The following is a 13,437-nucleotide window of genomic DNA, read 5'->3' as shown; positions in this document are numbered from 1 at the left end:
CGTTCGGTGTTGTGTTCATGCCTTGACCTGGCGCTGAAGAGACATCAAGCGGCTTGGTGATCATTGTGCGCGTCGTCTCACTCGTCAGTGCGACGGTGCGAGGTGCCCGCGTTGTCCGCGCGGGACCGGCCCCGGTCCCGACGGTAACCGCCGTCGCGGCACCCGACGTTCGTCGTAGGCCGGACAGTCTATTTGTCAAAGACGAAGTAACGGCCTGGTCATGAGATCGATTCGTAGATCGAACAGCTCACGGGACAGTGAGCTCGTTGTCGCGTGGCATGGGGAGGTGCCGCGGCAAGCAGGCTGCTCGGTCCCTGCTGACCAGCCCTTCGCTGAACTTTGACCTACCCTCGCCGTCCTTGCGGCGAGGCGATCCGTGCTGGCTACTGTCGTTTTGACGACGAGGGGAACCCGATGCCTCAGAGACCGTTCGTCCGGAGATCCGCAGCCGTCTGCTGCGCCTTCACTGTCGCGTTCGCCGGCGCGGTGAGCGCAGTCGGCACGAACGTCGCCGCCGCGGCCGACACGATCACCTGCCGGGCCAGCGCGGGCGTTTTCTACACCCTCCCGGACACCCATCTCGACCTCGACCGGCACAACGAGCCTGAGACCGGCGCCGTCTCCTGGACGGGCCGGACGACGATCGGGAACGCTTGGGACGGCAAGACTCTCGCCGGCCCTGACGGCCGGATGTACATCGTCGGTTCCGACGGCACGGTACGCCGTCACCGCCGTCTGGCGACGGGTTGGGAGAACGGCGGAGTCAGCCAGACGATCGCGACCGGCTGGTACGGCGTCACCCTGCCGTCCCAGCGGAACCGGACCACGGTCGACGCCACGGGCGACTTCTACTGGACGCACGACAACATCCTCGCGTGGCTGCGCTACGACGAGACCGCGAAGACCTGGACCGAGCGGCGGATCGACACCGGCTGGACGCAGGCCAAATACGATCTGATCGTCGGTGCGGGCGCGGGCGTGTTCTACGCCCGCACCCCCGGCGGCGAGCTCTACCGCTTCCAGTACGACCCGTCGAGCCAGCGGTGGCTCGAGTACGCCCGCCTGGTGGGCAACAGCGGTTGGCAGAACTTCAGCCAGATCGCCTCCGCGGGCGGTGACGTGCTCTACGCGCTGGACAAGAACAACGGGCAGATCAAGTGGTACCGCTATCTCGGCGGTGGCAATTGGGCCGGGTCGAAAGTCGTCGGCACGATCGGCACGGACTACCAGCTGAGCGTCACGACCGACGACTGCAAGCTGGTCGACCCAGGCCTGCCCGCGCGCCCGGTGGTCCCGGTCGTCGCCGACGCGGCGAGCGCGGTCGTCGAAGGCGCCGGCGGCAAGCTCCAGCACTTCTACGTCGACGGCTTCGGCCGGCTGATCCATGGGAGACAGCGGTCCGCGGACCTCACCGTCGTCGACTTCGCCGTGGTACCCGGCTATCAGCAGTACACCGGTACCCCGAGCGCGCTGCGCGCCAGCGACGACAGCCTGCTGGTGACGGCTCTCGGCCAGGACAGCGAGACCCGTCGCAGCACTCAGGCCCCTGCCACCACGACCTGGCCCGCTGCGATCGGGTTCGGAGGCTGGACCCCTGGCGCCGCCGTCCTCGTCCAGCGCGCCGATGTCGGCACGGCATTCGCGGTCGACGGTGCCGGCGTCCTGTGGGCCCGCCCGCAAGATCCGGCCAGCAAACAGTTCCTGCCGTGGCGGGCGCTGCCTTCCTCCGGCCTGACCGCGGACCTGACCGCAGTCGTCCAAACCGACGGGATCGACATCGTCGCCCGGACCACGAGCGGCGCCTACACCAAGGCGACCTACCTCGACGGCACGCTGAGCACGTGGAGCACAGTGCCGGGGACGGGGTGGACCGGCAAGCTCGCCGCCACGGCGAACCCTGACCAGAACCTCGAAGCCTTCGCCGTCCAGCCGGACGGTGCGGTCGTCACCCAGCGCGAGCAGGCGGCGGGCTTCACCGGCACCTGGAAGCCGATTCCCGGAGTCACCGCGCAGGGATCCCCGGCCGCCGCGGTCGACAGCGGCGGCGTGGTCCACGTGGCCGTCCGCGCCACCGACGGCTTCGTCTACGTCAGCCAGCAGAACGCGCCCGGCAGCACCGGCTACCAGACATGGCGGAAGCTGGTCGACTCCCGGACCGGGGCGGCCTACCCGACGGCGACGGACCCGACGTTCACCGGGCTTTCGGCCGGGGGCGTGGCGGTGACCTACCGGGACAGCGACGGCGTCACCTACGCCTTCAGCTCGGGCGCGACGGCCGCTTCCGCGACCACACGCAGCGCGTCCCCGTCGACGGCGTTCACCGGCGGCCCATTGCCGAAGCCGTCTCTCTGACGCATTTTGCCCGACAGGCGGGCGGGCCTCGACGTCGTCGGAGGCCTTGCCCGCCTGTCTCCTAGCCGTGCTGTGGTTCGACCGAAGAGGGCGGGATTCCCCATGTTTTCTCCACGACGCAAGACCGGGCACGCGCACCGGGCCGGGTTGCTGGTCCTCGTCGTCGCGCTGATGGCGGGAGTCGTCGGGCCGTCGATTCCCGCCGGGCCGGACGTCGGCGCTCAGCTGCTGCAGGAGGCCGCGGCCCTCGCGCCGAAGCAGTTGACGGGGACGGCGGGGGAGCAAGCTGGGGAGCAGGCGGGCGAAGCGCGGGGGCAAGCCAATACCGCCGCGCCGAAGTCGCTGCAGGCGAGGTATCCCGCGGTGGCCGCCGGCGAGGTGAAGGTCGGCGCGAACGCCGTGCAGGTCGAACGCCCGCCCGCGCACGTGACCGGGTTCGACGAGAAAACCAGCCGTGAGCTGCCGGACCGGCGTACCGCGACCGACCGGACCTACGCCAACACCGACGGCACTCTCACCACGGAGTTCGGCCAGGAACCAATCAATTTCCGCGCACCCGACGGCAGCTACCAGCCGGTCGACACGACAATCGTCCCCGCTGGCGCCGACTGGTCCAACGCGGCCGACACCGAGCGGCTCACGTTCGCCGCGAAGGCCGCCGAAAGCGATCTCGTCCGGATCGCTGTGGACGGTGAGCACGAATTCGGCTACGGCCTCGGCGGTGCCGTGCCGTCGGCAGGCGCGGTGTCGGGCAGCCGCATCGTCTACCCGGGCGTGCGGCCCGGTGCCGACCTCCGGCTCGACGTGGTGCCCGGCGGCGTCAAGGAAACGCTCGTCCTGAACACGCCGCAGGCCGCGGCGACGTGGGACTTCCCGTTGCGGCTGAAGGGACTCCGGCCGTCCCTTGTGGACGGCCGGATCTCGCTCGCCGACGCCGCCGGACGCGAGCGCGCCCGGATCCCGGCGGGATTCATGACCGACTCCCGGCGCGATCCCGCGACCGGCGACCCCGCCCGGTCCGAAGGCGTGACCTACGAACTGGTGGAGAACGCCGGTGCGTTCACGCTCCGGGTGAAGCTGGACGCGAGCTGGCTGAACGATCCCGCGCGGGTCTACCCGGTGGAGGTCGATCCCAGCGTCGAGACCGCGGCGTCCGACGGCGGGGCCGTGTTCCAGAACGGATCCCGGCTCGACGGCGGGACGGAACTGAAAATCGGGACGACCGGGCCGATCAAGGCCGCGAGCTATCTGTCCTTCGGCGGCGTGGAGAACCGGCTTCGCAACCACAAGATCCTCGGTGCTCAGCTCACGCTGAAGAGCACGTGGTCCTGGTCGTGCCAGCCGCGGCCGGTGACGGTGCACGGCGTCACGGCGCCGTGGAACACCGCGTCCGGCTTCCCCGGCCCCGGCTTCGGTCCCGCTCTCGCGCAGGAATCCTTCGCCCACGGCTACATCGGCCTCCAGCAGCACGCTTCGAGCTGCCCGTCGGCGACCGAACTGATCCCGCTCGGGACCGGCGGCCGCGATCTCGTGCAGCGCTGGGTCACCGGCGCGCAGCCCAACTACGGCCTCGCGGTCCGCGCCTCGGAAACCGACCCGTACGGCTGGAAGAAGTTCACCGGCAACCGCACGGCGAACCCGCCGCGGCTGTTCGTCACGCACACCGCTTACGACGCCGAATACCGCGTCGACCGCGGCGTTCCCCAGCCTCCGGTGACCCGCACCCAGGCCGGCAAGGTCAAGATCACCGTCACCAACCGCGGCGCCGACACCTGGACCGCGGCGGGCTTCGCACTCGGCTACCGGGTCTTCACCGCGGCCGGGGCGCCGGTCGGGGCGGTCGAAGCCGCCTCCCTGCCCAACGACGTGCCTCGTGGCGCTTCGGTGACGCTCGACGCCACTGTCAAGGCGACCGAGCCGGGCAATTACCTGTTCGACTTCAGCATGCTCCGTCGCGGCGGAGCATGGTTCACCGACGAGCAGATCCCGCCGACCCGCCTGTCGATGACCGTGTTCGACGTCCCCCCGATCGTCAAGGCGCAGTACCCGCCGAACGGCTTCTCGGCGGCCACGCTCACCCCGCAGCTGTGGGCCGACGCGGTCGACGTCGACGCCCCGGTGTCCTCGACCCTCAAGTACCGCTTCGAAGTGTGCGAGAACTACGTCGCCAAACCGGACGGAACGCTGACCGGTGTGTCCTGTGTGGATTCCGGCTACGTCGCCAAGCGGACGTGGACCGTCCCGGCGGGGGCGCTGCGCTGGAGCAAGGACTACCAGTGGCGCGTTTTCGCCTACGACGGGCACGCCGAGAGCGAAAAGCTCACTCCGAGCCACCTGCTCACGGCGGTTCCGCAGCCGGAGATCACCTCGCACCTGGCGAACGCGCCCTACAGCGGCGCGCAGCGGGACTTCGACCCGCAGACGGGCAACTACTTCTCGAGCGCGGTCGACGCGGCCTTGCAGGTGACGGGACCGGAACTGACCGTCGCCCGCACGTACAACAGCCTCGACCCCCGTACCGACCTGACGTTCGGCGCGGGCTGGTCGACGCGCTACGACATGAAGGTCGTGCCCGACGACGACGGCTCGGGCAACGTCGTGGTGACCTATCCCGACGGCCAGCAGGTTCGATTCGGCCGCAACAGCGACGGCACTTTCGCGCCGCCGCCGGGCAGGCAGGCGAACTTCCGGATCGAGGTCGAGGCGGCCGGCGGCGGCTGGGTGCTGACGGACAAGGCCGCCACGCTCTACCGCTTCCGTCCCGACGGCCGGCTCATCGAGATCTACGACCAGGCCGGCCACCACGTCGAACTCGACTACGGCACGCCGGAGCACCTGCGCCGGGCGATCAGCCGCACCAGCGACCGGGTCCTCTACTTCACATGGACCGGCAACCACGTCACCTCGGTGAGCACCGACCCGATCGACGGCAAGCAGCTGACGTGGACCTACACCTATGACGGCGACCGGCTGACGAAGGTCTGCGACCCCGACGGCGGCTGCACCGGCTATGACCACACGGCGGGTTCGCACTACCGCAGCTCCGTCGTCGATGCCCGCCCCTCGTCGTACTGGCGCTTCGCGGAGACCGCCGGCACCGCCGCCGCGAGCGAGAACGGGCTCAAGCTCGGCAAGGACTCCGGGACGTACCAGGACGTAGTCCTGGGGCAGCCGGGGCCGCTGGCCGGAACCGGGACCGCGGCGACGTTCAACGGCACCTCGTCGGCGGTGACCCTGCCAGACGGCCTGGTCCGCAAGAATCGTGACCTGGCCGTCGAAATGTGGTTCCGCACCACGGCGGGCGGCCCGTTGTTCGGCTATCAGCGGGCGCCGATCAACGGCACTCCGACCGGCGCGGTGCCCGCGCTGTACGTCGGCACGGACGGCAAGCTGCGCGGGCAGTTCTGGAACGGCAGCGCGGCCCCGATCACCTCGGCGGCGGCGGTCAACGACAACGCGTGGCACCACGTGGTGCTTTCCGGGGCCCTGGCCACCCAGACGCTCTACCTCGACGGCCGGGCCGTCGGCACGGCCCAGGGCGAGATCGCGCACGACGACGTGGTCTACAACCAGATCGGCGCCGCCTACACCGTCCCGCCGTCGGCCTGGCCGGCCTGGGGGACCGACGCGCGCCGTTTTTTCTCGGGGCAGATCGCCGAAGCCGCGTATTACGAGTATGCCGTCGGTCCGACGACCGCGGCGGCCCACTTCCAGGCGCGTTCGGCGGCCAGCTCGCTGGCCAAGATCACCCTGCCCAGCGGCCGGGTGGCCGCGCAGCTGAGCTATGACACCGCCGCCGACCGCCTCACCGAGGTCGTGGACCGCAACGGCGGGCACTGGGGCGTCGGCCGCCCGGTCGTGACCGGCACCGAGAACAACCTGGTCCGCACGACGCAGGTCACCGATCCCGGGAACCGCCTGCACTTCTACGACTACGACCCGGCGCGGGGCCGCGTACTGCGCTACATCGCTCCGCTGGGCCAAGGCATCCGTCCGGAGGACCGGCGCGACGGCGACGGCAACCCGTTGCCGCCGGACAAGCCGTCTTGCGATCCGTCGGCGCCCCAGGACCCGAGCGACCCGTCGTACTGCGGCGGTCCGGTCGGCGGCGACGGCACGTGGGTCGGAGGACCGGTCAACGGCCAAGGCGTCCGGACCTACGACTACGACGACAAGGGCTTCCAGACCACGATCGGCGACGAGCTCGGCAACACCGTCGTCCTGACCAACGACGAGCGCGGCAACGTCCTCGCCCGCAAAACCTGCCGCGTCGCGCCTGGCGACTGCCAGACGTCGTACTCCAGCTACTACGTGAACACAGCTGACGTCACGGACCCGCGCAACGACAAGCTCCTGTCCGTCCGCGACGCGCGCTCGGCGAACGCGGACGATCCGGCGTACGCGACGACCTACACCTACACGGATGTGGGCGTCCGGGGCTTGCTGGCCACGGAGACTGCCCCGGACGGCGCGGTCACTCGCCACAAGTACTCGGACGGCACGGAAGCGGCGGTCGGCGGCGGCAATGTGCCCGCCGGTCTGCGTCTGCAGACAACCGACCCGCGCAACGGCGTCACCAGCTATTCCTATTACCGCAACGGCGACTTGGCGAAGGTCACCGACCCGGCCGGTCTTTCCACGACCTATGCCTACGACGTCTTCGGTCGCAAGAAGACCGAAACGCGCAGCAGCGCTTCCGATCCGGCCGGGGCGACGACGACCTACGTCTACGACTCCCGGTCGCGTCAGACCGCCGCGACCGGGCCGGGTGTGGCCAACGCGATCACCGGCGTCACGCACACCGCGCAGACGCTGATCGGCTACGACGCCGACGGCAACGTCGTCCGTACCGAGGACAAAGACCTGACCGGCGGCGACGCAGCGCGGATTACGACGACCGGTTACGACGACTTCGGCAGGGCGAACCGGGTCGTCGACCCGGAAGGCGGGGTCACCTCCTCCGGCTACGACCCGTTCGGCAACCGCGTGTGGACGGTCGACGCCGGCGGGAACAAGTACGAATTCGGTTACACCGCGCGCAACGCACTGGCCGAAGTCCGGCTGCGAGCCTGGAGCGGCCAAGCGACCGATCCGGCGAGCGGGGGTGGCGACACTGACGGCGCTGGCGACACGACTTCCGCGCCGACCTTGGTTCTCGCGTCGTACGCCTACGACCTCGCCGGCCGGAGGGTGCGCGAGACCGACTCGATGGGGCGCACCACTCGATACCAGTACTTCGGGGACGGCAAGGTCTGGAAAGTCGTCGCCCACGACCTGCGCGATCCGTTCAACCCGGCGGCTCCCAAGCGCGATGTGACGCTGCAGGAGTACACCTACGACGCCGCCGGGCAGAAGACCCGGCTGACCGAGCCCGGCGGGCGCGTCACGACGTTCGAGTACGACGCGTCCGGCCGCGGAACGGCACAGACGGTCGATCCCGCGGGGCTGGCCAACCGGACCGAATGGACGTACGGACCGGGCGGCGACGTCGTCAAGACCGTCCACACCGGACAAAGCTCGAACAGCACCCGGCTGGACCTGGGCAACCGGGAGACCGTCGAGTACGCCTATGACCCGGCCGGGCGCCAGACTGGCCGGTCGGTGGTCAAGAGCGCGACCGAGAAGCTGACCACGACCTACCGCTACGACGAGCGCGGCCAGGTCACCGCGATCACCTCGCCCCGCGGCACTGTCCGCGACGCGGACCCGGCCGCGTTCACGACGAATCTGACCTACGACAAGCTCGGCCGGCTCGTCCGGACCGCGCAGCCGCTCGTAGCGGCCGAGACCGGGGGTGCCGCGCCCGCACAAATGCGCCCGGAAACCGTTGCCGGGTATGACACTTTCGGCAACCAGACCGACACGAAGGATCCGAACGGAAACGTCCGGACGGTTGGCTACGACCGGGCCGGCCGGATTGTCAAGGCGGCGTCGCCCGACTACCGGAAACCGGGGGACACCGCAGCGGCGAAGGTCGCGACGACCCGGCAGTACGACGCGCTCGGCAACTTGCTGAGCGTCACGGACCCGGCCGGCGCGATCACCCGGTACCGGTACGACCAGCTCCGCCGGCCGGTGGAACGCATCGATCCGGCTCCGGCCGCCGGCGATCAGCCGGGCGGAGTGTGGCAGTACGGCTACACGACCGAAGGCGACGTGCTGTCGATCACCGGACCGACCGGGTCGCGGACGGAGGCCACCTACGACGACTTCGGACGGCAGGTCACTGCTACCCGGCTCGAGCGCTACCCGGCGCCGGCCGCCTATACCACCAAGCTTCGCTACGACGACGCGGGAAACCTCGTCTCGTCGACGGCTCCGACCGGTGAAACCACGAAGAACGAGTACGACGTGCTCGGTCAGCGGACCGCCGCCACGGACCCGGCAGGCGTCGTCTCGCGGTTCGGCTACGACTTCGCCGGACGCCAGGTAAGGCTGTCCGACGGCCACGGCCGGACCGGCTACGCGAGCTACGATCCCGCTGGCCGGGCGACGGGGTTCTACAGCCTGGATCCGGCCGAGCATGTGCTGCGCAAGAGCGAATCCGGCTACGACGCGGACGGCAACAAGATCTCGGCGACCGATGCTCTGGGCCGGGTGACCCGCTTCGGCTACGACGCCCGCGGTTCGCTGGTCCGGCAACAAGAGCCGGTCTCCGACACGGCGTCGATCACGACCTCGTTCGGCTACGACCCGGCGGGCAACCGGACGAGGTCGACCGACGGCCGCGGCAACAGCACGATCGAGACGTACAACTCGCTGGGCCTGCCGGAGTCGGTCGTCGAGCCGGCGACCGCGGCGCATCCGGCCGCGGAAGACCGCACCTGGACGACGTCCTACGACACCGCGGGCCGGCCGGTGACCGTCCGGGCGCCGGGCGGGGTAGTCCGGCAGCGGACGTTCGACGCGCTCGGACGCCTGACGCTCGAGACCGGGACCGGCGCCGCTCAGCCGACCTCGGACCGGGTCCAGCGGTTCGACCCGGCCGGTCGGTTGCTGGCGGTGAGCGCGCCGGGCGGAGAGAAGACGTTCGCTTACGACGACCGGGGCGACTTGCTCACCAGCGCCGGCCCGTCGTCGGGCACCGCGACCTATTCCTACGACGGTTCCGGGCGGCTGACGCAACGAGCCGACGGCGCGGGCACGGCGATCTTCGGATACGCGAAGGGCCGCCTGTCGACCCAGCAGGACGGGCTGACCGGCGTACGGCAGACGCTCGGTTACGACGATGCCGGCAACCTCGGGTCCGTCGACTACGGCGGGGGCCGCGTCCGCTCCTACGGCTACGACGACCTCGGTCGCCAGACCAGCGACGAGCTCAAGGGCGGCGACGGCGCGACCCTGGCCGCGCTCGCATACAGCTACGACCTGGACGACCGGCTCACCGGCAAGAAGACGACCGGACTGGCGGGAGCCGGGGATAACGCGTACGGCTACGACCAGGCCGGCCGGCTCACCTCCTGGACAAGCGGGAGCACCGCGACCGAGTATTCGTGGGACGCTTCGGGCAACCGCGTCCGCGCAGGCGACCGGACCTCGACGTTCGACGAACGGAACCGCCAGCTGACCGACGGCTCGGACGCACTGACGTGGAGCGCACGAGGAACCCTGGACACCCGCACCGGCCCTGCCGCGACGACGGAATCCGGGTTCGACGCGTTCGACCGCATGGTGAAGCAAGGCGCGGCAACGTATTCCTACGACGGTCTCGACCGGACGTCGTCGAGAAACGATCAGCCGCTGACCTACGACGGCACCAGCCTCGACCTGACCTCGGACGGCACGTCCAGCTTCTCCCGGGGACCGCAAGGCGAACTGCAAGCTCAAGGCAGCGGCGGAAGCAACCAGCTTGCTCTCACCGACCAGCACGCCGACGTCATCGGCAGCCTGTCGCCGGCGGGCGGGCTCGCCGGCTCTTCGAGCTTCGACCCGTTCGGGGCGCGGACGGCGCAGACCGGAGCGACGTCGTCGCTGGGTTTCCAGTCCGACTACACGGATCCGGCGACCGGCTCGGTCGACATGGGGGCGCGCTGGTATTCGCCGGGCTCGGGCACGTTCAGCGCCCGCGACGGCGTGCCGTTGCCCAGCAACCCTTCGGCCGCGGCGAACCGCTTCGCCTACGGCAACGCGAGCCCGGTCAACGGCATCGACCGGGACGGTCATTCCACCGGGACCCTCGCTCCGCCCGGCACCGGAGGAAAGGTCGGGGAAAAGACCTTCGAGAGCATCTTCGGCCGGCTGGGCGGCCGGCTTTTCGGACCGCTGGGAAATCTCTACAACTTCTTCTGGAACGTAGACCCCGCCGGCTACGGGTGCGAGATCAGCGACTCGGCCGGGCGGCCTTGCCCGGGTCTGAGCCCGATCAAATGGCGGGCGTATTGCCACGGGCACCCGTCTGCCTGCCTGCCCGCTGTCGACACGAGCAGCTGGGGCAAGAGCGACCGCAGCTGGAACCCGTCCTGGCGTCCCGGCAGGACGCAGACCGTCAGCCCGCCCGGGCCCGGCGGCCGCGGCGGACCCCAGCACCTGCCGCGCAGGGGCGGGTGGCCGCAAGGAGGCGGGGGCGGGTGCTGGTGCCCGCCTCCGCCGCCTCCTCCGCCGCCCGGCATCCAGGCGCGGATCGACCAGAACGAGAAGGCGCGCAACGTAGCCGACCCGATTCCGGACAAGGCCAAGAACCTGTACTACGGCGGCGGTGTGGTCTCGTCCGATCCGAACCTGCCGGCGAACGCGGTGGCCGGCCTGCTCGGAGGCCTGCAGGATCTGGCCAGCATCTACCAGGGCTTCCTTCAGCAGATCCTGGACCCGAAGAACCCGGTCGTGCGCGACGCGGATCTGCCGATCCTGTCGCCACTGCTGCCGGCTCAGGTTTCGGCCTGGGACAACTGCGGCGGCGGCGTGCTCCGCGACGATTTCAACGGCGGGGCCGCGAGAACCGGAGTGTTCTGCGAAGCCGGCGAGGTACCCGGCAATGGTCGTGACGGAGCCAGCGAGAGGCCGACGACTCGGGATGCGAATGGCTTCCGCTTGCCAAACGCCAACTTCCCGCCCCGTCAAGATGTATTGGATGAAATGAGGCGGCAGCCTATTGACGTAGCCGAGTTCGACTGTTCCGAGATCGCGGAAAATTTGTTGGCTGCGGCATGTCAGACAGGGAAGATCGTCTCGTTCAAGGGAAAAGGGGAGGGCTTGATTGTTCCGGAAGGTTTGGGTACGGAGGAGTACTCCTATCATCAGGTGTACACTGATGGCAGGTATGCATACGATCCGCGCCTGAGCATGAACGCCATCCCGTGGGGAGACTACATGAGAAGAATGAGATCCCTTAACGACGGCTTGCGGTGGGGAAGGCCGGGATTTGCGGGTCCGTTCTCGTGATGGACGCGACGTCTGTGCGCGAAGCGCTTTCGGTTTGCGGCGCGATTGCTTGGTCGCGGATTTCCGTCGGCGTTGACCCGGTAGACGGGTTGGTTCGGATACCCTTTGTGGTCTGGCGTTACGATGATCCGCCTAGTGGTCTGAGCGATCGATTCAATGTGATTGTGGAAGAGTTTCCCGGGGCATTTGATTGGCGCTTCGAGAGTTTGAGCAGAAATTGGACCCTTACTTCGAGCTTGGGGCGACGAAGCGTGCTCCCTGCCGCTCATCACAATGCCGAGGAAATGAATCGAATCAAGAGAACATCCCAGCAATCCTGTATCGATGCGACCAGGGAGTTGGAGATTATTATGGATAAGTTTGCTGACCGCTGATAAGGGCGGGCGGCAGTGCGAAAATCGTCGAACGACGAGTATGGCGGAGTGATAGGCTGGCACCGACGCTGACTTCGCGCTGAATGTCGCCAACCGGGCCCGTGGCACCGGTGCCAGCCAGCTCGATGCCGCCAAGGCAGCGGCCAGTACGCCGCCGAACGGGCTCGCGAGCGAATAGGCGGGCCGTGCCACCACATCCGCATTGCCCACTTGCCTAAGGGGCCGCGCGCATTGAGCTGGGCTACAAGCGCCGCGAGAATTCGCTCGATTTCAGAAGGCATTGAGGGAATGCGAGACAGGGCCTCGCGTTCCACCTTGCGGGGCACTGTGCAGCAAGGTTGTGGTCTAGCGCTGTATACATGCCAGCTGTTTTCCTGGTCCGTCTCGAGCAACACCGGAGACAGCAGCATGAATGACTACTCGAAGTGTGCTGTGTAGCGACTGAACCGCACGCAACGACCCATGCCGCATGCGGGATGTGTTCGAACGGCTGGAGCTAGCCTGTGCGAAAGACGAAAGCGCCGCTCAGTGCATGGCGGTGACCGGCCAGGCCGTCCGCGTGGATCACGAAGGCTGGGCGTTCACGGCGACTGCACGAAGAAGCCCTTGAGCGACAAGCAGGCCTGCCTCAAGCAGACGGTCACCTGCCAGGCCACGGACATCTGAATCGGATTCCTGATAGCGCTGCGCCACAAGACGTTCGGCCCCACCGGGCCGCCGCCGCACCTGAGCCCGCTCATCGGGCACACGGTGTTCGACGTTCTCGCCGACCCGGTCCCGTGACACATTGTCACCGTGGCCGTTCCCGGCAGCCGGGCCAAACCATCGGAGATGAAGTAGCGCTGGGTTCCCGCCCGCCGCCTCGCGGGCCAGTGATGTCGGACGTCGCTGTCGCTGGTCTGTTCGAGGGGTGCTCGTCTGTTTCTCGTCATCTACCGGTCCGCGTGCGGTTTCGGTTCCGGTTCGGCGGAAGGAACTGCGGTGGGCGCGTTGACTGGTGCGGGATTCGGTGAGGCGATGGCTGCTCGACGGGGTGCGGCGCGTGTGTCTGGCCAGGTGCCGGGAGTCGTGCGGTTCGCGTTTTACGGGCGGATGTCGACTTCCGAGTCCCAGGATCCGCGGACGTCGCGTGCGTGGCAGTGCGCGGTGGCGGACGAGCTGGTCGTCGTCGGCGTGGCGGGCCAGCGCGGTCAGGCAGGTGTCCTCGTCGAGCTGGGCGGCGGCGTAGTTGCGGTGCTCGATTGGGGAGACGGCCCGGTCGAGTCTGCCGGGCCGTCCTGGCGAGGTTTGGCGGATACGCACGGTCGGCCCGCCGTTGACTCGCTGTGTTGTG

General features: G+C 68.9%; 3 protein-coding genes. All 3 read left to right on the top strand.

Annotation, left to right across the window (positions count from 1 at the left end; all coding sequences use genetic code 11):
• The first annotated feature begins 414 nt into the window (after nt 1-414).
• The 3 genes from ACFORO_RS01725 to ACFORO_RS01715 all read left to right on the top strand — a co-directional run bounded on the left by ACFORO_RS01725 (nt 415) and on the right by ACFORO_RS01715 (nt 12,104).
• The gene (locus ACFORO_RS01725) at nt 415-2,352 is read left to right on the top strand and encodes a tachylectin-related carbohydrate-binding protein (RefSeq protein ID WP_377868930.1); all 1,938 of its coding nucleotides are present in this window, start codon (nt 415-417) and stop codon (nt 2,350-2,352) included.
• Between the two features lie 102 nt (nt 2,353-2,454).
• Nucleotides 2,455-11,730: a DNRLRE domain-containing protein gene (locus tag ACFORO_RS01720; RefSeq protein WP_377896481.1), complete on the top strand. Its 9,276-nt coding sequence runs from the start codon at nt 2,455-2,457 to the stop codon at nt 11,728-11,730.
• A complete protein-coding gene (locus ACFORO_RS01715; protein ID WP_377868932.1) occupies nt 11,730-12,104 on the top strand; it encodes a hypothetical protein in 375 nt (124 codons plus the stop codon). Before ACFORO_RS01720 ends, ACFORO_RS01715 begins: the two co-directional genes overlap by 1 nt.
• The last annotated feature ends 1,333 nt before the right edge of the window (nt 12,105-13,437 follow it).

The sequence above is a fragment of the Amycolatopsis halotolerans genome, from assembly GCF_042647905.1.
GTDB classification, from domain to species: domain Bacteria; phylum Actinomycetota; class Actinomycetes; order Mycobacteriales; family Pseudonocardiaceae; genus Amycolatopsis; species Amycolatopsis halotolerans.
Note: the sequence above shows the minus strand (reverse complement) of the source record. Positions and strands in the feature narration are given on the sequence as shown.

Bases quoted from the DNA above. Each gene is read 5' to 3' on its own strand.
- ACFORO_RS01720 (WP_377896481.1), top strand. From the start codon at position 2,455: ATGTTTTCTCCACGACGCAAGACCGGGCACGCGCACCGGGCCGGGTTG.
- ACFORO_RS01715 (WP_377868932.1), top strand. From the start codon at position 11,730: ATGGACGCGACGTCTGTGCGCGAAGCGCTTTCGGTTTGCGGCGCGATT.
- ACFORO_RS01725 (WP_377868930.1), top strand. From the start codon at position 415: ATGCCTCAGAGACCGTTCGTCCGGAGATCCGCAGCCGTCTGCTGCGCC.